This window comes from Pseudomonas sp. TE3728 (assembly GCF_056279145.1).
Genome location: NZ_JBWBQT010000001.1, coordinates 6,241,489 through 6,265,846, shown reverse-complemented (window position 1 = coordinate 6,265,846; position 24,358 = coordinate 6,241,489). Strand labels below are relative to the sequence as shown.

The following is a 24,358-nucleotide window of genomic DNA, read 5'->3' as shown; positions in this document are numbered from 1 at the left end:
GGAACGCCGCCAAACCCTGTAGGAGCTGACGAGTGCAACGAGGCTGCGATCTTTTGATCTTGCCTTTGTGTTTACGCCGAAAAGATCGCAGCCTCGTTGCACTCGACAGCTCCTACAGCAATGAGGCCCTCCCGGACGATATAGATTTCACCTCATGACCAGTCCAACCCCCTGCTACCACTGCGCCCTGCCCGTCCCGGCCGGCAGCCGCTTCACCGCCGCCGTCCTCGGGGATACCCGCGAGTTCTGCTGCCCGGGTTGCCAGGCAGTGGCCGAGGCCATCGTGGCCGGTGGGTTGGAAAGCTATTATCAGCATCGCAGCGAAGCCTCGGCCAACCCCGAAGCCTTGCCGGTGCAGTTGGTGGATGAGCTGGCGCTGTACGACCGCGCCGACGTGCAGCAACCCTTTGTCCGCCACGAAGGCGAACTCGCCGAAACCACCCTGTTGATGGAAGGCATCAGTTGCGCCGCCTGCGGCTGGTTGATCGAGAAACACCTGCGCGCCTTGCCGGCGGTGGCCGAAGCACGCTTGAACCTGTCCAACCACCGCCTGCATGTGCGCTGGGCCGATGCGCAATTGCCATTGAGTCAAGTGCTCAGTGAATTGCGCCACATCGGTTACGCCGCCCACCCTTATCAGGCCGACCGCGCCAGTGAACAACTGGCCAGCGAAAACCGTCTGGCGCTACGTCAACTCGGCGTTGCCGGACTGCTGTGGTTCCAGGCGATGATGGCAACCATGGCCACCTGGCCGGAATTCAACATTGACCTCAGCCCCGAGCTCCACACCATCTTGCGCTGGGTCGCGCTGTTTCTGACCACGCCGATCGTGTTCTACAGCTGCGCGCCGTTCTTCAAAGGGGCGATGCGCGACTTGCGCACCCGTCACCTGACCATGGACGTCTCGGTGTCGCTGGCGATCGGCAGTGCCTATATCGCCGGGATCTGGACCTCGATCACCGGGGTAGGCGAGCTGTATTTCGATGCAGTAGGGATGTTTGCGCTATTCCTGCTGGCCGGGCGTTATCTGGAACGTCGAGCCCGGGAACGCACCGCCGCCGCTACCGCACAGCTGGTCAATCTGTTGCCCGCCTCCTGCCTGCGGCTGAGTGCCGACGGCCAGAGCGAACGGATTCTGCTCAGCGAATTGCTCGTGGGCGATCAGGTGCTGGTGCATCCCGGAGCAATTCTGCCGGCCGATGGCAAGATCCTCGATGGTCAATCGAGCATCGACGAATCCCTGCTGACCGGCGAATACCTGCCACAACCACGGACCCCGGGCGATGCTGTCACCGCCGGCACCTTGAACGTTGAAGGTGCGCTGACCGTGGAAGTCCTGGCGCTGGGACAGGACACGCGACTGTCGGCCATCGTCCGCCTGCTGGATCGCGCCCAGGCCGAAAAGCCACGACTGGCGGAAATCGCCGACCACGCCGCGCAATGGTTTTTGCTGTTGTCGCTTATCGCGGTGGCTGCCATTGGCCTGCTGTGGTGGGAACTGGATTCTTCGCGGGCGTTCTGGATCGTCCTGGCGATGCTGGTTGCGACGTGCCCGTGCGCCTTGTCGCTGGCCACGCCAACCGCCCTGACCGCCGCCACCGGCACGCTGCACAAGCTCGGTCTTTTGTTGACACGCGGCCATGTGCTGGAAGGCCTGAACCAGATCGACACGGTGATTTTCGACAAGACCGGCACCCTCACCGAAGGTCGCCTGGCCTTGCGTTCGATCCGGCCACTTGGAGCCTTGACCAGCGATCAATGCCTGAGCCTCGCCGCCGCCCTGGAAAACCGCTCCGAGCACCCGATTGCCCGGGCTTTTGGCCGCGCGCCGCTGGCCGCCGAAGAAGTTCACAGCACGCCGGGCCTGGGCCTTGAGGGGTTGGTCGGCACACAACGCCTGCGCATTGGCCAACCGGGGTTTGTCTGCGAACTCAGCGGCGCTCAAACGCCAGTAATGCCCGATGAGCCTGGCCAATGGCTGCTGCTCGGCGACAGCCAGGGGCCGCTGGCGTGGTTCGTACTCGACGACCGGTTGCGCGCCGACGCGCCCGCCCTGTTGGCGGCCTGCAAGGCTCGCGGCTGGCGCACGTTGCTGCTGTCCGGCGACAGCTCGCCGATGGTCGCCAGCGTCGCGGCCGAATTGGGCATCGACGAGGCCCGAGGCGGTTTGCGTCCGGACGATAAATTGCAGGTGCTGCAACAACTGCACAAGGAAGGTCGCAAGGTGTTGATGCTCGGTGACGGGGTCAATGATGTGCCGGTGCTGGCCGCCGCCGACATCAGCGTGGCGATGGGTTCGGCCACCGATCTGGCGAAAACCAGTGCCGACGCGGTGCTGTTGTCGAACCGCCTCGACGCGCTGGTGCAAGCCTTCAGCCTGGCCCGCCGCACCCGTCGGGTCATCATCGAGAATTTGCTGTGGGCAGCGCTGTACAATGGCCTCATGTTGCCGTTCGCCGCCCTCGGCTGGATCACTCCGGTATGGGCAGCGGTTGGCATGTCGATCAGTTCGTTGACCGTGGTATTGAATGCCCTGCGCCTGACTCGCCTGCCGAGCGCGCCGGCTGCCGGCACCACGCCAGAAACCCGTCCGCTGCCGGCCTGAGCCGCGCGGGCATGGAGTCCAGATGCCAGCTCTCTACGTGATGATCCCGGCCGCGCTGCTGATCGTAGCCATCGCTATCTACATCTTCTTCTGGGCAGTCGACAGCGGTCAGTACGACGATCTCGACGGCCCGGCCCACAGCATCCTGTTCGACGATCAGGACCCGAACCACAAGGCAGCGGTCGACGAGGCCGGCGGCCATCCGGCCAAACCGGACGATAAGGCGCCGCCCCATGCTTGAGTTGGCGCCACTGTTGGTGTCTGCGCTGATCCTCGGCTTGCTCGGCGGCGGGCATTGCCTGGGCATGTGCGGCGGCTTGATGGGCGCGTTGACCCTGGCGATCCCCAAAAAACAACGCAGCCGACGCTTTCGACTATTGCTGGCCTACAACCTGGGGCGCATTCTCAGCTACGCCGCGGCCGGCCTGCTGATCGGCCTGGCCGGTTGGGCCGTAGCCAATAGCCCGGCGGCGATGTTCATGCGCATTCTCGCCGGACTTCTGCTGATCGCCATGGGCCTGTACCTGGCCGGCTGGTGGAGCGGCCTGACCCGCATCGAAAGCCTCGGTCGCGGCCTGTGGCGGCATATCCAGCCGGTGGCCAACACATTATTACCCGTGTCGAACCTGCCCCGCGCCCTGCTGCTGGGCGCGCTATGGGGCTGGCTGCCGTGCGGGCTGGTTTACAGCACATTGCTGTGGTCGGCGAGCCAGGGCAATGCGCTGGACAGTGCATTGCTGATGCTGGCATTCGGGCTGGGCACCTGGCCGGTGCTGCTCGCCACAGGGCTTGCCGCCGAGCGCGTCACGGCGCTATTGCGCAAACGCAGCGTCCGCATGACCGGTGGCTTGCTGGTGATGGTGTTCGGAATCTGGACCTTGCCAGGGCCGCATCAGCATTGGCTTATGGGGCATTAAAAAAAAACAAAGATCAAAAGATCGCAGCCTTCGGCAGCTCCTACGCGCCTGTGGGCGCCGCCGAAGGCTGCGATCTTTTGATCTTGAAGCCCGTTGATTCAAATCAAGATGCCGCAACGCCGCCCCCCCTAGACTCGCCGACATTGCCAGCCTATCCGGGGGAATGCCCGCATGCTCGACGCCATTCGTTGGGACACAGATCTGATCCGCCGTTATGACCTGGCGGGACCGCGCTATACCTCGTACCCGACCGCCGTGCAATTCGACAGCCAGGTCGGCACCTTCGACCTGTTTCATGCCCTTCGCGACAGCCGTAAAGCCCTGCGGCCGCTATCACTGTATGTGCACGTGCCGTTCTGCGCGAATATTTGCTACTACTGCGCCTGCAACAAAGTCATCACCAAGGACCGTGGCCGCGCCCTGCCCTATTTGCAGCGCCTGGAACAGGAAATCCAGCTGATTGCCTGCCACCTCGACCCGACGCAAAAAGTCGAGCAACTGCATTTCGGCGGCGGCACACCGACCTTTCTCAGCCACGACGAACTGCGCCAGTTGATGGCTCAGCTGCGCAAGCATTTCAATCTGCTGGACGACGATTCCGGCGACTATGGCATCGAAATCGACCCTCGCGAGGCTGATTGGTCGACCATGGGCCTGCTCCGGGAACTGGGTTTCAACCGGATCAGCATTGGCGTTCAAGACCTCGATCCGGCGGTACAACGGGCGGTCAATCGCCTGCAAAGCCTGGAAGAAACCCGTGCGGTGATCGACGCTGCCCGGACCCTGCAATTTCGCTCGATCAACATCGATCTGATCTACGGCCTGCCCAAGCAGACGCCCGAGAACTTCGCCCGCACCGTCGACGAAGTCATCAGCCTGCAACCGGACCGGCTCTCGGTGTTCAACTACGCCCATCTGCCGGAACGCTTCATGCCGCAACGGCGGATCAATGACAACGATCTACCGGCACCGGCACAGAAGCTGGAAATGCTCCAGCGCACCATCGAACAACTAACGGCCGCCGGTTACCGCTACATCGGCATGGACCATTTCGCCCTGCCTGACGATGACTTGGCGATTGCTCAGGAAGAATCGACGCTGCAACGCAACTTCCAGGGCTACACCACGCATGGTCATTGCGATTTGATCGGCCTGGGGGTATCGGCAATCAGCCAGATCGGCGATTTGTACTGCCAGAACAGCAGCGACCTGAACCAGTACCAGAACGCGTTGGCGTCCGCTCAACTGGCCACCAGCCGTGGCCTGATATGCACCGCTGACGATCGCTTGCGCAGAGCCGTGATTCAGCAATTGATTTGCCATTTCAGCCTGGAATTCCTGGAAATCGAGCGAGTCTTCAATATCGATTTTCGTGGTTATTTCGCCGAGCTTTGGCCACAGCTATTGGATATGACCGAAGATGGGCTGATCGAGTTGGACAACGAGCGGATCACCGTACAGCCCGCAGGCCGGCTGCTGGTGCGTTCGGTGTGCATGGTTTTCGATGCGTATCTGGAACACACCAATCGTCAACGCTTTTCACGAGTGATCTAAGGCCTTGCGGTTAAATTGTCGCAGGCTGGCCCGAATGTCCTCCCGTGAGTTACCCTTACGGCTTATGTGTGTTTTCCCACAAGGATTAAAGAAATGTCCGAGCCAGTAAAGCTGCGCGCTCATAGCCAGGCCCATTGCAAGGATTGCAGCCTGGCACCTCTCTGCCTGCCACTTTCTTTGAATCTGGAAGACATGGATGCGCTGGACGAAATCGTCAAACGAGGTCGCCCGCTGAAAAAAAACGAATTCCTGTTTCGTCAGGGCGACACGTTCGATTCCGTTTATGCAGTACGCTCCGGCGCTCTCAAGACCTTCAGCCTGAGCGATGGCGGCGAAGAACAGCTCACTGGCTTCCATTTGCCGAGTGAACTGGTCGGCCTGTCAGGCATGGACACTGAAAAGCACCCTGTCTCGGCGCAAGCCCTGGAAACCACTTCGGTGTGCGAAATCCCTTTCGAACGCCTCGATGAACTGGCTCTGCAACTGCCGCAACTGCGCCGTCAGTTGATGCGCGTGATGAGCCGCGAGATTCGTGACGATCAGCAAATGATGTTGCTGCTGTCGAAGAAAACTGCCGACGAGCGCATCGCCACGTTCCTGGTCAACCTGTCGGCCCGTTTCCGCGCTCGGGGCTTCTCGGCCAACCAGTTCCGGCTGAGCATGTCGCGCAACGAAATCGGCAATTACCTGGGTCTGGCGGTGGAAACCGTGTCCCGGGTGTTCACCCGTTTCCAGCAAAACGAACTGATCGCCGCCGAAGGCAAGGAAATCCACATCCTCGACCCGATCCAGCTCTGCGCCCTGGCCGGCGGCTCGCTCGACGGCTGATCCTGGCAATGGCGGCTGAGCGAAACGGTTCAGCCGCCGTTATACTGCGACGTTTGCAGCCTGCCAGGACACTTCGACGATGGTCTTCGACTCCTTCGACTCCTTCGACATCAAATCCCTGATCCGTCCCGTGATCGATTTCCCCAAGCCGGGCGTGATCTTTCGCGATATCACTCCGTTGTTCCAGTCACCCACGGCCCTGCGCCTGGTGATGGACAGCTTCGCCCATCGTTACGTTGAAGCCGACTTCACCCACATCGGCGCCATGGATGCCCGTGGCTTCCTGATCGGTTCAATCCTGGCCTATCAGTTGAACAAACCGCTGGTGCTATTCCGCAAGCAGGGCAAACTGCCGGCCGACGTGTTGGCCGAGGGTTATCAGACCGAGTACGGCGAAGCCTTTCTCGAAGTCCATGCCGACAGCCTGTGCGAGGGTGACTCGGTAGTGATGTTCGATGACCTGATCGCCACCGGCGGCACGCTGATCGCGGCGGCGAACCTGATTCGGCGCATGGGCGCGCGGGTGCATGAAGCGGCGGCGATCATTGACTTGCCGGAACTGGGTGGTTCGCAGCGGCTGGAAGATATGGGGATTCCTACTTTCTGTCTGACGCAGTTTGCATTAAGCGATAAGTAAGCCGGCGTCAGCCGCTACACCGCAGATTAGAGCCCCATCTGCTTACTGATGATCTCATTCATCACTTCCCGCGTTCCCCCACCAATCGACAGAATCCGGTTATCGCGATACAGCCGCTCCACCAGGCTCTCGCGCATATAACCCAGGCCACCGAGGATCTGCACGGCGTCGTTGGTAATGCGATCAGCCGTGTCGGTAGCAAAATTCTTGGCCATGGAAATCTCCTTGATCACGCTCTGCCCGGCGGCCATTTTCGCTGCCTGGCGGTAGGTGAACTCCCGTGACACCTCCAGCGCCGTGGCCATTTCCGCGAGCCGGTGCTTGAGCACCTGGAACTTGCCGATGGGTTTGCCGAAGGCTTCACGCTGACGAGCCCATTTCAGGCTCTCCTCCAGCGCCAACTGCGCGGTCATGTTGGCCATCAACGCCAGGGCCAGGCGCTCACTCTGGAAGTTGCCCATGATGCAGGCGAAGCCCATGTTCTCGGCACCGATCAGATGACCCGCCGACACCCGGCAATCATCGAAAAACAGTTCGGCGGTGTCTGACGCCCACCAGCCCATTTTCTTCAACTGACGACCGACGGTGAAACCGGGTGTGCCCTTCTCGATCAGCAGCAAACTGATGCCGCCAAAACCCGGCTCGCCAGTGCGCACCGCGACGGTGTAGAAATCCGCGCGAACGCCGCTGGTAATGAAGGTTTTGCTGCCGCTGACCCGGTAAAAGTCGCCGTCTCGCACGGCGCGGGTTTGCAGGTTGGCGACGTCGGAGCCGCCGCTGGGCTCGGTGACAGCCAGGGCGCTGATCTTCTCGCCCGCCAGCACCTGAGGCACAACGCGATCGCGAACTTCGGGCCTGGCCCACTTGAGGATCGGCGGCAGACCAATGTCCAGCGAGCCCAGCCCCGCGACCAGACCACCGGAACCACAGCGCATCAGCTCTTCACTGGCAGCGATCTTGGCAAACAGGTCCCCTTCATGGCTACCGCCCAAGGCTTCGGGATAACCAATACCCAGAATCCCCGCCGCACCGGCCTTTAGGTAGAGTTCACGAGGGAAGCTTTCGGCTTCTTCCCACTGGTCGATGTCCGGAAGAATCTCACGCTCGACGAAACGTCTGACGCTGTCGCGGACCAATTGGTGGCTGGGGTCGAAGTATTCCTGAAAGGCAGGCATCGGCGAGCTCCACTGAAGGTTCAGCGAAGTTAACCGAGCGCTTGCTTGGTTATCAAGTGAGGATTTGAAGATCAAAAGATCGCAGCCTTCGGCAGCTCCTACATTCGGATGACGTACACCCTGTAGGAGCTGCCGAAGGCTGCGATCTTTTGATTTTGAGCGGTTACAGCGAAATCGGCTTACGCCCGGCAAACGAATGCGCCAATGTCCCGCCGTCCACCAGTTCCAGCTCGCCACCCAACGGTACGCCATGGGCGATGCGCGAGGCGATCAGGCCTTTGTTGCTCAGCAACTGGGCGATGTAATGTGCCGTGGCCTCGCCTTCCACCGTCGGGTTGGTGGCGAGGATGACTTCGGCAAACGTGCCCGCTTCTTCGATCCGCGCCATCAATTGTGGAATGCCGATGGCATCCGGCCCTAATCCGTCGAGGGGTGACAGATGGCCTTTGAGTACGAAGTAGCGACCGCGGAAACCGGTCTGCTCCACCGCATAAACGTCCATCGGACCTTCCACCACACACAGCAAAGTGTCGTCGCGGCGTGGATCGGCGCATTGCGGGCACAGATCGTCTTCGGTCAGCGTGCGGCACAAGCGGCAGTGGCCCACTCCTTCCATGGCCTGGCTCAGCGCCTGGGCCAGTCGCAAACCGCCGCTGCGATCACGCTCAAGCAGTTGCAACGCCATGCGCTGGGCAGTTTTCTGACCCACCCCCGGCAAAATTCGCAGGGCATCGATCAGTTGGCGAATCAAAGGGCTGAAGCTCATGGGGAAAAATCCGACATAACAACGAGACGCGGTTTATACCCGCGCCTCTGTTTAGCGTCAAATAACAGCGTCAATTACTCAGTCCACGCAACCCGCACCACCCGTTTACCGTCGCCACAGGGATCAACAAAAACCAGCCAAAACAAAAATGCCAGGCGCGATGCCTGGCATTTTTTTGTAACCCATCCGACGCGCGTTGGCGAATCAGAATGGCAGTTTCATACCCGGTGGCAATTGCATGCCAGCGGTCACGCCGGACATTTTGTCTTGGCTGTTGGCTTCGATCTTGCGCACGGCGTCGTTGACGGCTGCGGCGAATACCGCTTCCAGCATTTCCTTGTCGTCTTCGCTCAGGCCTTCGACCAGGCTTGGGTCGATGGTTACGCGCTTGACGTCGTGACGACCGGTCATCACCACGGTGACCATGTCGCCGCCGGCTTTACCGGTGACTTCGGCGTTGGCCAGCTCTTCCTGCATCTTGGCCATTTTTTCCTGCATCTGCTGCGCCTGCTTCATCAGGCCGGCCATGCCACCTTTCATCATGGGAATCACCTCAAAAGTACTTGGATAAAAACAGCGCCCGGCGAATGTGGCCAAGCGCCTTCAGTTATTAGCCCTGACTGACCAGGGCCTCGACAGGTTCAATAGTATCGTGACGGACCACCGCCTCGAACTGCTGCATCATTTGCTGGATGAACGGATCGCCGTGGATCGATTCCTCGGCCTCACGCTGACGATTGGCACGACGCCGGGACGAGGCCTGAGCCGGGGTTTCCTGCTCAGGCTTGATCAGCTCCATGTTCAGGGTCAGCGTGCGCCCGTGAAACTGGTTCAATGCATCGTTGAGCCGACGTTGTTGTGTCGCGTTGAACAAGGCGCTGTGGGCCGGGTCCAGGTGCAACAACCAATGGTCGCCATCGACGGCGATCAGCGTGCAGTTGGCGGCGATACTGGCGGTCATGCCGGACACCGGCAGTTTCGGGAATATCTCCAGCCATTGCAGGGCAAGGCCGGTGGCCGGCATCGTGGCCGGTTCTGGCTCGGGTTCCGGCGCAGGTTCCGCGGCGTGCTCACTGGCCAGTTCATCGAGATAGCTATAGGCCGAGTCCATGTCCGGCTCAATGTAGTCCTCGTCCAGCGGCGGCTCGTCGTCCTGATCCAGGCCTGGCGTGGCGGTATCGACTTCAGCCACGGACGGTTCCGGGATCGGCGCAGCGGCCCATTCCGGCGCATCCGGCACCACACTGTCCGGCGTCGGCATGGGCATCGGTGGCAATTCGGGTTGTTCACCAGCCGTTTCCAGCACCGGCTCGATGGCAGGCTGCTGGACAACTTCGGGCTCTACCGGGTCGTTCCACGGCAGATCGACGACCTCTTCGACCGCTACGGGTTCGACAACAGGCTCAGGCTCGGGCGCGATCACGGGCGCGACCGGCTCAAGCGCAGCTACCGGGACAGGGGGTGGTGCAACCACAGGCACAACCGGAGGCGGTGCAACGGCCGTAGCGACTACCGGCGCAACAACTGGCGCGGCAGCCACTGAGTTTGCGGAATCAACTGTGGCCTGGCTGATCCCCACTGGCTTTAGCGGTTGCCTCGGCGCGTCCGCAGTGTCTGCCGGCCGGAACGCGAGCATTCGCAGCAGGACCATTTCGAAGCCACCGCGCGGGTCCGGCGCCAGCGGCAAATCCCGCCGACCGATCAGGCCCATCTGGTAATAGAACTGCACATCTTCGGCCGGCAATGCCTGGGCCAAAGCCAATACGCGATCACGGTCGCCATGGCCGTTGTCGACGCCTTCAGGCAGGGCCTGGGCGATGGCGACACGGTGCAGCACATTGAGAATTTCCGAGAGCACGCCGTTCCAGTCAGGGCCTTGTTCGGCCAGATGACGCACGGCTTCGAGCAACGCTTTGGCGTCGCCTTCGATCAGCGCATGCAAAACGTCGTAGACCTGGCCGTGATCGAGCGTACCGAGCATGGCCCGCACGTCGGCGGCCATGACCTTGCCTTCACCGAAAGCGATGGCCTGATCGGTCAGGCTCATGGCGTCGCGCATCGAACCGTCAGCGGCGCGGCCCAGCAGCCACAGCGCATCGTCTTCGAACGGCACGTTCTCGACGCTCAGCACGTGGGTCAAATGCTCGACCACCCGCTCCGGGGTCATGTTCTTCAGGGAGAACTGCAGGCACCGAGAAAGAATCGTTGCAGGAAGTTTCTGCGGATCGGTGGTGGCCAGGATGAACTTGACGTAGGGCGGCGGCTCTTCAAGGGTTTTCAACAGCGCATTGAAGGAATGGCTGGAGAGCATGTGCACTTCGTCGATCAAGTAAACCTTGAAGCGTCCGCGGCTCGGCGCGTACTGCACGTTGTCGAGCAGCTCGCGGGTGTCTTCGACCTTGGTCCGGCTCGCGGCGTCGATCTCGATCAGGTCGACGAAGCGGCCTTCATCGATTTCGCGGCACACCGAGCACTCGCCGCAGGGGGTCGAAGTGATACCTGTTTCACAGTTCAGGCATTTGGCGATGATCCGCGCGATGGTGGTCTTGCCGACCCCGCGGGTACCGGTAAAAAGGTACGCGTGGTGCAGCCGCTGGCTGTCCAAGGCATTGATCAGAGCCTTGAGCACATGGGTCTGGCCGACCATTTCGCCGAACGAGCGCGGACGCCATTTACGTGCAAGAACCTGATAACTCATCGAAAACCGTCGCAACGAAGGAACAGAAGCGGCTAATGCTAGCGGAGCAAGGCCAAAATTGCATCCGGTGCGCTCGTCTATTCTGGCTAAGCTGCACTTTGAGGGGCTTTTATTGGCTCAGGTTAGAGCCTACCGGAGCATCTATGCGTATTGCCTTGGGGGCATTGCTGTTGGTCAACCTGAGCGTTGCCGCCGCCGAGGCGCCGTTGCGCTTTGTCGTGTCCGACAGCTGGGCCATGCCCATGGTGCAGATGGAGCGTGGGCGGCCGACCCAGGGCATTCTGCACGACATCATGCTCAATCTGGCGACGCAGATCGGCGTGCCGGCTGAATTTCATGTGTTGCCTCGGGCACGAGTGCAAAACGCCATGGACCATGGCGAAGTCGATATCCGCTGCCATGTCTCACCGTCCTGGTTGCCGAACCTGTCCGGGGACTATAGCTGGAGCGTTCCGCTGCTGGTCCAGCGCGACTTGCTGATTGGTCGGCGCGATTCACCCACATCCGTCAACCTGGCGGGGCTGCCGCGACAGTCGATCGGCACCGTGCGCGGCTATAACTACTCGACTCTGCAACCCTTGTTCGACGCCGACCGGCTGCACCGCGAAGACGCGCGCAACCAGGAACAAGTGCTGGATAAACTCCTGGCCGGACGCTACCACTACGCCGTGAGCAACCAATGGACCCTGGACTGGTTCAACCAGCGCCTGCTGCCCGACCGGCAACTACAAAGCGTAGCGCTGGTGCATGAACAAACCGTCGGTTGTTACGTGCGCAACGACCCCAAGGTGCCTGTGCAACGCATTCTGAACACGTTGCAGCACATGAAAATGTCCGGGGAGATCGATGACATCATCCGGCTCTATACCGGTAATCCTGCTGCCAACCAGTAGCTGCTGCATAATGGCTCAAGCTGTCTGGCCGAACGTCTGCCATTGCGAAGGGGCGACAAACCTCGCCACCCAGTCCGGCACCTCACCGGGCGGCATCGGGCGAGCGATGAAATAGCCTTGAGCGACTTCGCATCCCAGCCGCAACAGCAATTCACCGTGCTCAAGGCTTTCCAGCCCCTCGGCAATCACCTGCCGACCGAACGCCCGGGCCAAGCCAATCACTGCTGTGGTCAGGGCCAGGTCGTCACGGTCATTCAGAATGTCGCGCACGAACGACTTATCAATCTTGATGGTTTGGGTGCGTAAACGCTTGAGGTAACTCAAGGACGAGTAACCCGTGCCGAAATCTCCCAGGGAAAACTGTACCCCCAACGCCTGACAGGCCTGCAAACAGGCACTGACATGCTGGATATTCTCGATCGCCACCGACTCGACGATTTCCAGATCGAGCATCTGCGGGGCGACCTGGGCATGTCGAGCGAGTACCTGCCTGAGCCGCTCGACGAAATCGGCGCGCTGAAAATGTCGCGCCGCGATATTGATACTGACCGGCCAGCCCTGCCCCGCTTGCTGCCAACGGTGCAATTGCGACAGAACCTGATCCATTACCCATTCACCGATATCGATGATCAGGTCGGTGTCCTCCACCAGCGGCAAAAATTCCCGAGGTGGCACCATGCCGTTTTGCGGATGTTCCCAACGCAACAACGCCTCGAACCCGACGACCACGCCGCGGCGCATGTTCACCTTGGGCTGGAAATGCAGGCGTAACTCACCGGCGGCCAGCGCCTGACGCACCCGTTCTACGGTCTGGTGAGTGGCCTTGACCTCCTGATCCCGCGAGACATCGAATAGATGAAAGCGGTTTCGCCCGCGCTGCTTGGCCACGTACATCGCCTGATCGGCATGACGCAGCAGGGTTTCGGCATCTTCGTTGTCATGGGGAAACAGGGTGACGCCAATACTGGCAAACACATTGATGCCTTTGCCATGCAGCGTGTAAGGCGCCGAGATCGCCCCCAACACGCGATTCAGCGCCGCACGCAACTCCGGCAGATCACGCACATAACGCAACACCAGCACGAACTCGTCACCGGCCAGTCGCGCCACGACGTCTTCGCCGCGCACAATGTCGCGTAAACGCTTGGCCACTTCCACCAACAACATATCGCCACTGGCGTGACCGTAACCGTCGTTGACCGCCTTGAACCCATCAAGGTCAAGCATGCACACCGCCAACGGAATGTTTTCATGCCGGGAGAATTCCAGCGCCTGATCGAGCAAATCCGACAGGAATGCGCGATTGGGCAGCCCGGTCAGCACGTCATGGCCGACCCGCCATTGCAGGGATTGCAGCAGTTGGCGTTTTTCGCTGATGTCGAAACGAATCGACAAGTATCGGTGAACGCGCCCGGTGGCGTCATCGAGCACCGGCACCATGGTGCTGTCGACCCAATACAGGCTGCCATCCTTGGCGCGATTACAGATCTCGCCCTTCCAGATATTGCCCAGGGCGATGGTGCGCCACATGGCGGCGAAGAAATCGGCGGAATGCAGGCCGGAGTTCAGCAGGCGATGGTTTTGCCCCAGCAGTTCTTCACGGCTGTAGCCGGACACGGCGCAGAATTGATCGTTGACATAGGTAATCCGGCCGTTCAGATCGGTCTCGGAAAAAATGGCGGCTGCATCCACGGCCCTGCGGTATTTCTCATCCATGAGTCAGGCTCACTGTCGCTAGCGGTGGTACCGCTCGACCAGCGCAGGATGCCCGGAAGAGATGTTTTGAGACGTACGGCGCAGAGACACGTTATCACTCCATGAACAGCATTTGATGGCCCTCCATCCTCCCCGAAGTTCAACTAGGCTCAAAGGCCTCGGGTAAGGTAGCAACACCGACTCTGGTAACTTTTTCGCGAGGCTTCAGACCGCCAGCGGCCTCTGCGCAAACCCGGCAAGGAACGCAATGCTGGCTGTTTCATATCGCCTAAACTTCAGAAAGCAGATCACCCAAACCCCCTTCGAAGCGGCGATTCTACGAAATGCATCACATTTTGCAAAGCAAGGTGATGGATCATGCAGTTGCCTAATGCAAAAATCTATCGTTAAGTTCTTGATTCTAAATGGGAATTGAGCGATGCAAATTTCAAGTTTGGGTCCGGCCATCCGACGCTACCGCAAGGGCGCAGGGCTTACTCAGGCTGAACTCGGCGAAAAAACCGGTTTTGACCCCAAAACCATCAGTCGCTTCGAAACAGGTACCTATACCCCCAGCGTGGAAGCATTGTTTTTGCTTGCCGACGTGCTGGGCGTGAAGCTGAAAGCCTTTTTCGCAGATCTGGAAGACGAAGATGAGCAGCGGGCGTACCTGTTCAGCGTCATACACAAAGCCACCCCGAAGGATCTGGGAAAGCTGATCGCAGCGGTTGACCAGGCCTTGTCCAAGCCTAGTGCCAGTAAATGAAAAAAGGAGGCCGATCTGTCGAATGCGACAGATCGGCCTCCTTTTTTGTATCCCGCGCTTTAATTCGGAAACGACGAGACACCGCCCTGGATGAACTCCATGGCAGGGGAAAAAACAGTATTTTTAGATAGAAAACACGAAAGAGGGTTCGTGCTGCGTTATGGAGGCAACCCCACCAGCCACACCCCGGCACACAATGTTCCCGCTGTGGCTGCTTCCTTCCGGATCTGACCAGGTTCACGGGTAATCGTTGCGGGGGGACCGATGGGGTCACCATAACGAAGCTCACCTGACGGCGAGCCGCGCCATTGTACCTATCTGAGACGAAGTTACAACCGTTCGCGGAGATTAAAAAATATGAGCCACGTCAAGGACATGCGCTGGCCTTTAAAGATCGCAGCCTGCGGCAGCTCCTACATGGATCGGCGTACACCTGTAGGAGTTGCCGCAGGCTGCGATCTTTTGATCCTATTGCGCCAACACCTCATCCGCCCTGCCGCCCTCTTGCTGGATCACCAGATGAATGAAGTGCAGCTTGGCAATCACCGCCGTCGGCAGGGCGAACGGATAAAAATCCGGCTGACCCATGCTGCGCGACAATTCGTTGAGCATGCCGGCCAGTTCGATCCATGCGTTGACGAACGACAGGAACGCCGGGCCGCCAGGGTGTTGCGGGTCGAATAGCGTACTGGGCGGAAACGGCTGGTAATCGAAATCCATTTCCTGCGCACTCATGCCAAACCCCAGGGCGGTGTCCACTGCATCCATCATGTGCAGGTAGTGAGCCCAGGTTTCGGCCCAGTCTTCCCAAGGGTGCATGGTGGCGTAGGCGCTGACGTAATGCTGCTGCCAGTCAAGCGGCGCGCCTTGCTGATAATGCCGCTCAAGGGCCTCGGCGTAGCTTGCTCGTTCGTCGCCGAACAGACCGCGAAACGGTTCCAGCCAATGACTGCTGGCGACCAGGCGGTCCCAGTAGTAATGCCCTACCTCGTGACGAAAGTGACCGAGCAGCGTGCGATAAGGTTCGTGCATCTGCACGCGGACCTGCTCGCGATGGGCATCGTCGGCTTCCTTGATATCGAGGGTGATCAGACCGTTGGCGTGCCCGGTAGTCGGTGGTTTGCCTTCGAGGTCGATACCGATGAAATCGAAGGCCAGACCGGTTTCTTCGTCCACGGTTTTCGGAATGACCTGCAAGCCCAGGCTGATCAGCTGCGCCACCAGACGACGCTTGGCGATTTCCACTTTGCGCCAGCGCTCGTGATTCTCGGGGATCGACAGGTCAGGGATGGTGCGATTCAGACTACAGGCGATGCACAACCCATCGTGATCATTGGCCGGCAGTAGCCAGTTGCATGCGGCCGGAGAATCGAGATTGGCGCAGCGACGGAACACACCCGCATCGGGATCGGCGTCGAGCAACCAGGTATCCGCTTGCGGGCCGGGTTGCAGCGATGACAAGCGACTCTGCTGCGGCTGATAGCCCAGCGCTGCCGAACAGGCCAGGCACTGGCTGTTGCGAAAGAACAGCGACTGCCCACAGCGGCAATGCCAGACCTTGCTGTTGCGCGAACGCTCGCCCATAAAGGGTGCGGCGATGCGTGAACTGAGCTGTTCGAAGAAGCGGTACATGGCGATCTCTCCCTTGGAGCCTGCCAAGACTAGATCATTCTTGTACCGTGATCGTTCCTGCGCTCTGTATGGGCAAGATCAAAAGATCGCAGCCTTCGGCAGCTCCTACAGGGGATCGGTGTCGTTTCCGCACGAGTGCGGTGAGTACCAATCTCCTGTAGGAGCTGCCGAAGGCTGCGATCCTGGCGATCTTAAATGTCGATACCGTATTTCTTCAGAAACTCGACAAACGCCTCTTCATCCAGCACCTTCAACCCCAGCTCATTGGCCTTGGCCAACTTCGATCCCGCGCCCGGACCGGCGACCACGCAATGGGTCTTGGCCGACACGGAACCGGCCACCTTGGCACCGAGGCTTTCAAGTTTGTCCTTGGCGACATCGCGACTCATCAGCTCCAGCGAGCCGGTCAGCACCCAGGTCTGCCCGGCCAGCGGCAACCCTTCGACGACTTTTTTCTCGCTCTGCCAATGCATACCGAAATCGCGCAGCTGCCTTTCGGCAGCCTTGGCGAGTTGACGATTTTCGGTCCCCGCAAAGAACTCGCGAACCGAAGTCGCCTGTTTTTCCGGCAGTGCCTGACGCATGTCCAGCCAATCAGCACTCATCACCGCTTCGAGCGAGCCGAACTTGTCCGCAAGCTTCTGCGCCCCGCCCGGCCCGACCGATGGAATGTGCAATTTATCGAGGAAGCCGCCCAGCGTGGTACTGGCGGAAAACTCAGCACCCAACTCGCCCTGATCCTGAATCTGCAGGCCGTGCTTGAGCAGATCCGCGATCACCTGCCGGTTGTGCGCATCTTCAAAGAAGCTGTGAATCTCGTGAGCCACTTCCAGCCCGACATCCGGCAGGTACGTGAGCACCTGCGGCAACGCCTGCTGAACACGCTCCAGCGAGCCGAGAGAACGCGCGAGGACCTTGGCCGTCTCTTCGCCGACATCGGGAATGCCCAAGGCGTAGATGAACCGCGCCAGACTCGGCTGCTTGCTGTCTTCGATGGCGCCGAGCAGGTTCTTGCTCGACAGTTCGGCAAAGCCTTCCAGGTCGACGATCTGCTCGAACGTCAGGGCGTAGAGGTCAGCCGGCGAACTCACCAGGCCTTCGTCCACCAGTTGCTCGACGCTCTTCTCGCCTAGTCCTTCGATGTCCATGGCGCGGCGCGAGACAAAGTGAATGATCGCTTGCTTGAGCTGTGCACCGCAGGCCAGACGGCCGACGCAGCGATACACCGCACCTTCGCTGATGGTCTCGCGCCCCTTGCTGCGCTTGACCAGTTGCGTGCGCTCGACATGGGAACCGCAAACCGGGCACTGCTCGGGAATCTGCACCGGCCGGGCATTCTCCGGACGGCGCTCGGTGACCACTTGCACCACTTGCGGGATCACGTCACCGGCGCGGCGGATGATCACCGTATCGCCAATCATCAGGCCCAGTCGCGCCACTTCATCCATGTTGTGCAAGGTCGCATTGGCCACGGTGACACCCGCGACCCTGACCGGTTTCAAGCGTGCCACCGGCGTCACGGCACCGGTGCGACCGACCTGGAATTCCACGTCGAGCAGTTCGGTGAGTTCTTCCATCGCCGGAAATTTGTGGGCAATTGCCCAACGCGGTTCGCGAGCGCGGAAACCTAGCTCACGCTGGGACGCAATGCTGTTGACCTTGAACACCACTCCGTCGATTTCATACTGGAGCGCATTGCGACGCTCACCGATGTCGCGGTAGTAATCCAGGCATTCTTCGATGCCGTGTGCCAGTTTCAGCTCATGGCTGATCGGCAGGCCCCAGGCTTTGAGTTGCTGCAGGTTGCCAATGTGCGTGTCGGCAATATCCGCCGAAATCTGGCCAATGCCGTAGCAGCAGAATTCCAGTGGGCGATTGGCGGTGATCTTCGAATCCAGCTGCCGCAAGCTACCCGCCGCCGCGTTACGCGGGTTGGCGAACGTCTTGCCGCCGACTTCCAGTTGCGTAGCGTTGAGCCGCTCGAAACCGGCCTTGGACATGAACACTTCACCCCGCACTTCCAGGGTCGCCGGCCAACCGGTGCCATGCAGCTTGAGCGGAATATTGCGCACGGTGCGCACGTTGACGCTGATGTCTTCACCGGTGGTGCCATCGCCGCGTGTGGCGCCGCGCACCAGCACACCGTCCTGGTACAACAGACTGACCGCCAGGCCATCGAGCTTGGGTTCGCAGCTGTATTCCACCGCCGCGCCAGCGCCGAACAAGTCACCGACCGGCAGGTCCAGCCCTTCCGTCACCCGGCGATCGAATTCGCGCATGTCGGTTTCTTCGAACGCGTTGCCCAGGCTGAGCATTGGCACTTCGTGACGCACCTGAGTGAACGCCGGCAGCGCCGCGCTGCCGACACGCTGAGTCGGTGAGTCGCTGGTGATCAATTCGGGATGGGCCGCTTCGAGGGCCTTGAGCTCGTGGAACAAGCGATCGTATTCGGCATCCGGAATGCTGGGCTCATCCAGCACGTGGTAACGATAGTTGTGCTGATCGAGCTCGGCGCGCAGCTCTAGAATGCGGTTTTTGGCGGCGGTCATGGGTGTTCTCTCATAAAGCAAAAGAGCAGCCGAGGCTGCTCTATCTCATCTCTTCAAGATCAAGAGATCGCAGCCTCGTTTCACTCGACAGCTCCTACAGAAAATCGCGAACCCTGTAGGAGCTGTCGAGTGAAACGAGGCTGCGATCTTTTGACTTTAACGCTTCTGGGTCAAAGCGCGACGCTCGAACTCGACGATGCGCTGGCGGTAGTGCTCAATCGTTTGGGCGGTCAGCACGCTGCGCTGGTCGTCTTTCAGTTCGCCGTTCAGCTCCTGGGACAGTTTGCGAGCCGCAGCCACCATCACGTCGAAGGCTTGCTTGGGATGACGCGGGCCTGGCAGACCGAGGAAGAAGCTCACCGCCGGGGTGCTGAAATGATCGATATCATCCAGATCGAAGACACCCGGCTTGACCGCGTTGGCCATGGAGAACAGGACTTCGCCGTTACCGGCCATGCTTTCGTGACGGTGGAAAATGTCCATCTCGCCGAAACGCAGACCGCTTTCCAGAATGTTCTGCAGCAGTGCCGGGCCCTTGAAGCCAGCCGGGTCGCGGCAGATCACGCTGATCACCAGTACTTCTTCGGCTTGCGGCTGATCTTTCTCGGCCGAGCTGGCAGGCTTGGTGTCATCCGGGAAATCGTCGTCACGGCTGTTGAAGCTCGGGCCGCCGTCCAGATCCAGATTGAGATTCAAGTCGCCTTGCGACGGCTCGCCATGGCCACGCTTGCCGCGCTTGGAACCCGACTCGCGAGGTTCACGGGCAGGCATGCTCACCGACGGCAGATCATGCTCGTCCAGTTGCGGTTCTTTATGGGTATCCAGCACGCGGGGCGGGCCCAACAGCTCGGCGCTGGTGTCCTCATCCGGCAAATTGGACAAACTTCGGTCAAGACGGAATTTCAGTTTTCCCTTGCCGCCGCGCATGCGACGCCAGCCATCGAAAAGAATACCGGCAATGACAATAATGCCGATGACGATCAGCCACTCGCGCAGACCGATTTCCATGTAATCCCGTGCCTCTATAAAAAATGCTGAAAAATAAGGGGTTTACATTGTGTAAACCGCTTTAAAACGTGGCGCCAACTCTATGTTCTGACAGGCGTTTTGCCCACGTATACGAAAAATTGACATTAAACTAGCACGACCAAAGGCAACTTTACACCGTCTCTCACAGTGGCTTGCGCGAATTATGTCGATTGGCCAGCAAGTCAAGGCAGGTAAAAAGCCCTACAGCTCAATAATACTTGCCCTACACGCAATGACTCAGGCGTCCACCATGGCCATCGCCTCCTCCACATCCACTGCCACCAGACGCGAGCAACCGGGCTCGTGCATCGTCACCCCCATTAATTGATCGGCCATTTCCATAGCGATCTTGTTGTGGGTGATGTAGATGAACTGCACCGTCTGCGACATTTCTTTGACCAGCCGTGCGTAGCGTCCAACGTTAGCGTCATCCAATGGCGCGTCAACCTCATCGAGCATGCAGAACGGCGCCGGATTCAACTTGAAGATGGCAAAAACCAGGGCCAATGCGGTCAGGGCTTTTTCGCCACCGGAGAGCAAATGGATGGTGCTGTTCTTCTTTCCTGGCGGCTGCGCCATGATCGTTACCCCTGTATCGAGTAGATCTTCGCCCGTCAGTTCCAAATACGCGCGTCCTCCACCGAAAACTTTTGGGAAAAGGGCCTGTAAACCGCCATTGATCTGATCAAAGGTATCTTTGAAGCGGTTTCGGGTTTCCTTGTCGATCTTGCGAATGACGTTCTCGAGCGTGTCCAGCGCTTCCACCAGATCGTCGTTCTGAGCATCCAGATAACGCTTACGCTCGGATTGTTGCTGGTATTCGTCGATGGCTGCGAGGTTGATCGCGCCGAGGCGCTGAATCCGCGCGGCAATGCGCTCGAGCTCTTCTTCGGCGTCTTTCTCGTTGGCCCCGGCCAGCAGCGTGGCGAGCACGCCGTTGAGGTCGTAGCCGTCTTCGAGCAATTGATCCTGCAACGTCTTGCGCCGCACCGTCAGCGCTTGCCATTCCATGCGCTGCTGCTCGAGCTGGCTGCGAATCAACTGGGATTGCTGCTCGGCCTGAGTGCGACGCTTCTCGGCATCGCGCAGTTCGCGGTCGGCATCTTCCATGGCCATTTGCGCGGTCTTGAGTTCTTCGTCAACCGTCATGCGCTTGTCGAGCAGCTCTTCGAGTTTCAGCCGCAGCTCTTCCAGCGGCGCCTCGCCCTCTTCCAGATTGAGACTCAACTGTTCGCGCTTCTCGGTCAGGCGCTCGGACTGCATTTCCAGCCGTTCAAGCGCCTGGCGAGTGGAGTCGTGTTGCGCCTTCAGCGAACCGAGGCGCACCGCCAATTGATGCGCATGATCCTTGTGCTGTCGGGCTTCCTGACGCACCCGGTCGAGGCGTTCGCGCAGGCTGTCGCGCTGGGCCAACAGCAACTCACGCTGCTCGGTGTCCAGCGCCATGCTGTCGAGGGCTTCCTGCAATTGCAGGCGCGCTTCGCCGATGTTTTCGTGTTCCAGAGCGCGCTGTTCACTCAACTCGGTGAGTTCTTCATCGAGACGGGTACGGCGCAACGTCAACTGCTCGACCTTGGCTTTGCCGGCGGACAGCTGGGCTTTCAATTCGCCTTGCTGACGGGCTTCGTCTTGCAGCAAACGGCGCAAATGTTCGCGGCCGTTTTCCTGCTGACGCTGTTGTGCCCTGAGATTCTGAAGTTGGGTTTCCAGGGTTTCGACCGTGGCTTCGCGCTCTTCGCGTTCAAGGCCCAAGCGCTGGATTTCCTGGCCTCGGGCGAGTACGCCGCTTTCCGCTTCGCTGGCCCGGCGCACACGCAAAAAGTGTCGGCCGACCCAGTAACCGTCGCGGCTGATCAGGCTTTGCCCGGCAGCCAATTGCCCGCGCAAGGCCAAGGCTTGCTCAAGGCTGTCGACCGGTTTGACCTGTCCCAGCCATGGCGACAAATCAATCTGCGCCTCGACCTTGTCGAGCAAACTGCCGGGCACTCGCACGCCATCGGCAGCGGGGCTGAGCAGGCGCAAATCGCCTTGGGCAAACCCGGCCAGATCGAAATCACCGAAGTCATCCACCAGCACCGCTTGCAGGTCGGCGCCGAGCACGGTTTCTACCGCCAGTTCCCAACCGGCCTCGACCTTCAGGCCTTCGGCCAGACGCGGACGATCCGCCAGATGCTGTTCGCGCAGCCATTCGGCGGTGCCGGTGCCGGGATCGAGCGCGGCTTGCTGCAAGGCTTCCAGCGACGCCAGTCGACCGTTGAGCCGCTGCAAATCACCTTGGGCTTGCTGCTGCGCCGAAAGCGCTTGCTGCAACTCCTGACGCAGTTGCTCAAGGCGTTCGACCTGAGCTTCTTCGCTGGCCTGCAAGTCTTCGAGCGTGGCCTCGGACGCAGCCAATTGCTCGCTGAGTTCCATGATCGCCGCGTCTTCCGGGTCCGCCGATAGCAACGCACGCTCTTCACCAAGACGCTTCTGACGATCGGCCAAACGTTCCAGGCTGGTTTCCAGCTGCTGGATCCGCGACTGCTGAACTTCAGCCTGACGGCGTGGTTCGGCGGCGGTGAGGTTGAAGGTGTCCCACTGCTCCTGCCAACCGTGCATGGTGGTTTCGGACTCTTCCAATGCCGCAGCAGCTTCTTCGGCGGCGGCGCTGGTGACTTCCTGTTCCGGCGTGAGCATGTCCAGCTCTTCGCCCAAGGTCAGCAGCAAGGTGCGGTCGTGGCCCAAGTGAGATTCGGTTTCCAGCCGCGCACGCTCGGCTTCTTTCAGGTCGTCTTGCAACTGACGCAAACGTTGTTGACCGTGCTGGATGCTCTGCTCGACCCGGGCGATATCGCCGCCGACCGAATAGAAACGCCCCTGCACCAGATTGAAGCGCTCGGACAGATCGTGATGACCGTCACGCAGGCGTTCGATGGCCGCGTCGGCATTGCGTTGCTCAGCCACCAGGGCTTCGAAGGTGACTTCCTGAGTGCCAATGATCGACTCGCGCTGGCCGACCTGTTCGTTCAACGCCTGCCAGCGCAGGGCCGATAGCTGGGCCTTGAGCTGACGCTCCTCGCCCTTGTATTCCTGATACTTCTTGGCGGCCTCGGCCTGGCGGTGCAAGCGTTCAAGCTGACGCTCGAGTTCTTCGCGCAGGTCGGTCAGGCGGGCAAGGTTTTCGTGGGTGCGGCGGATACGGTTTTCAGTCTCGCGCCGACGTTCCTTGTATTTGGAAATACCGGCGGCTTCTTCGATGAAGTTGCGCAGGTCTTCGGGCTTGGACTCGATCAGCTTGGAGATCATGCCCTGTTCGATAATCGAGTAGCTGCGCGGGCCGAGACCGGTACCCAGAAAGATGTCGGTGATATCGCGGCGGCGGCATTTGGTGCCGTTGAGGTAGTAAGTGGTCTGGCTGTCGCGGGTCACTTTGCGGCGAATGGAAATCTCCGCATAGGCGGCCCATTCGCCGAGCAGGGTGCCGTCGGAGTTATCGAACACCAGCTCAATGCTCGCCTGACTCACCGGTTTACGGCTGGTCGAGCCGTTGAAGATGACGTCGGTCATCGATTCGCCGCGCAAGTTCTTGGCCGAGCTCTCGCCCATCACCCAACGCACGGCGTCGATGATGTTCGACTTGCCGCAACCATTGGGGCCGACCACCGCCGCCATGTTACTGGGGAAGTTTACCGTGGTCGGGTCGACGAAGGATTTGAACCCCGCCAGTTTGATGCACTTGAGCCGCACGCTTAAGCGACCGTCAGGGCAGAAACCACCAGATCGCAACTGCGCTGGGCGTACGCCGTCAGCACCACGCGGATCTGCGGGAGGTCACGGGCCAGCACGGCAGCGAGCAAGCGTTCGAACAGCTCGAGGAACTCGCTCATCGAGGCCTTGCGCTGATCCAGCGCGAGGAAATACGCGCGGCTCATGGCCGGCTGCAGATTCTCGACGGTTTCCTGCAAATACGGGTTGTTGGCGAACGGATAGGCGGCGCGCATCACGCTGAAGCTGTCGTCGACGAACGTGCGGATGTCCTGGCGTTCGTAGCTGTCGGTCAGGCGCTGCTGGATCTCCACGAACGGCGCCATGTCGGCCTGGACTTGCCAGCCGCTGGCCACGGCGTTGCCGAGCAGAATGTACAACTCGCTCATCAGCGTACACAGGCTCTGCACCTTGTGCGCCGTCAGTTCGGTCACGTGGGCGCCACGTCGCGGCAAAATCGCGATCAAGTGGCGGCGCTCAAGGATCAGCAAGGCTTCACGGACTGAACCGCGGCTGACATTGAGCGCCAGCGTGACCTTCTGTTCCTGGATGCGCTCCCCCGGCTTCATTTCGCCGCGAATGATACGTTCGGCGAGGTGGTGAGCGATTTGCTCGGCGAGGCTGTCCGGCGCCTTGAACGTCATGGTTGTCCTTCAAACTCTTCGATCTGCACAAGCGGCGCAGTGTAGCGCAATTGATGGGTCATGGCGGAGTGCCCACCCAGCGGTTTTTGGCACGATTCACGCAAACAGCAAGCTATCCCGTGAGGGTCAATAATGAAGGAACGAGTCGTTGATCGACAAAATGCTATTTCCTGACCTTTAAGTCAGAAAATCATTGACCGAAAAGTCAGACCTGATAAATTCGGCT

The 24,358-nt window shown here is 60.0% G+C and carries 18 protein-coding genes and 1 other RNA gene; 8 read left to right on the top strand and 11 right to left on the bottom strand.

What is annotated here, in order from left to right:
- Positions 1 to 154 precede the first annotated feature (154 nt).
- The 6 genes from ACZ89R_RS27735 to ACZ89R_RS27710 all read left to right on the top strand — a co-directional run bounded on the left by ACZ89R_RS27735 (position 155) and on the right by ACZ89R_RS27710 (position 6,541).
- Positions 155 to 2,605 carry a heavy metal translocating P-type ATPase gene (locus ACZ89R_RS27735; RefSeq protein WP_429547485.1) on the top strand — a complete coding sequence of 817 codons (2,451 nt, stop codon included), beginning with the start codon at positions 155 to 157 and terminating at the stop codon, positions 2,603 to 2,605.
- Between the two features lie 22 nt (positions 2,606 to 2,627).
- Positions 2,628 to 2,846, top strand: a complete 219-nt coding sequence (gene ccoS / locus ACZ89R_RS27730) for a cbb3-type cytochrome oxidase assembly protein CcoS (protein ID WP_008075166.1) — start codon at positions 2,628 to 2,630, stop codon at positions 2,844 to 2,846.
- Positions 2,839 to 3,522, top strand: coding sequence for a sulfite exporter TauE/SafE family protein (locus ACZ89R_RS27725; RefSeq protein WP_429547486.1), 684 nt, complete (start codon positions 2,839 to 2,841; stop codon positions 3,520 to 3,522). The genes ccoS and ACZ89R_RS27725 overlap by 8 nt, the downstream gene beginning before the upstream one ends.
- Before the next feature lie 171 nt (positions 3,523 to 3,693).
- Positions 3,694 to 5,076: an oxygen-independent coproporphyrinogen III oxidase gene (gene hemN / locus ACZ89R_RS27720; RefSeq protein ID WP_429547487.1), complete on the top strand. Its 1,383-nt coding sequence runs from the start codon at positions 3,694 to 3,696 to the stop codon at positions 5,074 to 5,076.
- A gap of 93 nt (positions 5,077 to 5,169) precedes the next feature.
- Positions 5,170 to 5,904, top strand: coding sequence for a fumarate/nitrate reduction transcriptional regulator Fnr (fnr, locus tag ACZ89R_RS27715; RefSeq protein ID WP_218394353.1), 735 nt, complete (start codon positions 5,170 to 5,172; stop codon positions 5,902 to 5,904).
- 79 nt (positions 5,905 to 5,983) lie between these two features.
- Complete coding sequence (locus ACZ89R_RS27710) at positions 5,984 to 6,541, top strand: adenine phosphoribosyltransferase (protein ID WP_429547488.1); 558 nt, start codon at positions 5,984 to 5,986, stop codon at positions 6,539 to 6,541.
- Positions 6,542 to 6,567: 26 nt separating this feature from the next.
- Here the strand turns inward: ACZ89R_RS27710 and ACZ89R_RS27705 are convergent, their stop codons facing one another.
- From ACZ89R_RS27705 to dnaX, 4 genes are all read right to left on the bottom strand, one after another.
- On the bottom strand, positions 6,568 to 7,716 hold the full coding sequence (locus ACZ89R_RS27705; protein ID WP_429547489.1) for an acyl-CoA dehydrogenase family protein: 1,149 nt from the start codon (positions 7,714 to 7,716) through the stop codon (positions 6,568 to 6,570).
- A 163-nt stretch (positions 7,717 to 7,879) separates the two neighbouring features.
- A complete protein-coding gene (recR, locus tag ACZ89R_RS27700; RefSeq protein ID WP_123496446.1) occupies positions 7,880 to 8,482 on the bottom strand; it encodes a recombination mediator RecR in 603 nt (200 codons plus the stop codon).
- Between the two features lie 204 nt (positions 8,483 to 8,686).
- A complete protein-coding gene (locus ACZ89R_RS27695) occupies positions 8,687 to 9,025 on the bottom strand; it encodes a YbaB/EbfC family nucleoid-associated protein (protein WP_007905413.1) in 339 nt (112 codons plus the stop codon).
- A gap of 67 nt (positions 9,026 to 9,092) precedes the next feature.
- Positions 9,093 to 11,180, bottom strand: a complete 2,088-nt coding sequence (gene dnaX / locus ACZ89R_RS27690; protein WP_429547490.1) for a DNA polymerase III subunit gamma/tau — start codon at positions 11,178 to 11,180, stop codon at positions 9,093 to 9,095.
- A gap of 143 nt (positions 11,181 to 11,323) precedes the next feature.
- Between dnaX and ACZ89R_RS27685 the strand changes: the two genes are divergently transcribed.
- Entirely contained in the window at positions 11,324 to 12,073 is a 750-nt protein-coding gene (locus ACZ89R_RS27685; RefSeq protein WP_429547491.1) for a substrate-binding periplasmic protein, read from the top strand.
- Positions 12,074 to 12,088: 15 nt separating this feature from the next.
- On the opposite strand, the gene ACZ89R_RS27680 is transcribed toward ACZ89R_RS27685, so the two are convergent.
- Positions 12,089 to 13,789 (bottom strand): putative bifunctional diguanylate cyclase/phosphodiesterase, encoded by a 1,701-nt coding sequence (locus ACZ89R_RS27680; protein WP_429547492.1) that lies wholly within the window; start codon positions 13,787 to 13,789, stop codon positions 12,089 to 12,091.
- A gap of 418 nt (positions 13,790 to 14,207) precedes the next feature.
- On the opposite strand from ACZ89R_RS27680, the gene ACZ89R_RS27675 reads away from it, so the two are divergent.
- A complete protein-coding gene (locus tag ACZ89R_RS27675) occupies positions 14,208 to 14,534 on the top strand; it encodes a helix-turn-helix domain-containing protein (RefSeq protein ID WP_429547493.1) in 327 nt (108 codons plus the stop codon).
- Positions 14,535 to 14,704: 170 nt separating this feature from the next.
- Here the strand turns inward: ACZ89R_RS27675 and ffs are convergent.
- The 6 genes from ffs to ACZ89R_RS27645 form a co-directional block, all read right to left on the bottom strand.
- Positions 14,705 to 14,801, bottom strand: an RNA gene (ffs, locus tag ACZ89R_RS27670) — signal recognition particle sRNA small type.
- A 201-nt stretch (positions 14,802 to 15,002) separates the two neighbouring features.
- Entirely contained in the window at positions 15,003 to 16,166 is a 1,164-nt protein-coding gene (locus tag ACZ89R_RS27665; RefSeq protein WP_429547494.1) for a zinc-binding metallopeptidase family protein, read from the bottom strand.
- Positions 16,167 to 16,357: 191 nt separating this feature from the next.
- Entirely contained in the window at positions 16,358 to 18,715 is a 2,358-nt protein-coding gene (gene ligA, locus ACZ89R_RS27660; protein WP_429547495.1) for an NAD-dependent DNA ligase LigA, read from the bottom strand.
- 156 nt (positions 18,716 to 18,871) lie between these two features.
- The gene (gene zipA, locus ACZ89R_RS27655; protein ID WP_008067907.1) at positions 18,872 to 19,723 is read right to left on the bottom strand and encodes a cell division protein ZipA; all 852 of its coding nucleotides are present in this window, start codon (positions 19,721 to 19,723) and stop codon (positions 18,872 to 18,874) included.
- 258 nt (positions 19,724 to 19,981) lie between these two features.
- Positions 19,982 to 23,470: a chromosome segregation protein SMC gene (gene smc / locus ACZ89R_RS27650; RefSeq protein WP_429547496.1), complete on the bottom strand. Its 3,489-nt coding sequence runs from the start codon at positions 23,468 to 23,470 to the stop codon at positions 19,982 to 19,984.
- A gap of 2 nt (positions 23,471 to 23,472) precedes the next feature.
- Positions 23,473 to 24,132 carry a GntR family transcriptional regulator gene (locus tag ACZ89R_RS27645; protein ID WP_038979937.1) on the bottom strand — a complete coding sequence of 220 codons (660 nt, stop codon included), beginning with the start codon at positions 24,130 to 24,132 and terminating at the stop codon, positions 23,473 to 23,475.
- Between the last annotated feature and the right edge of the window lie 226 nt (positions 24,133 to 24,358).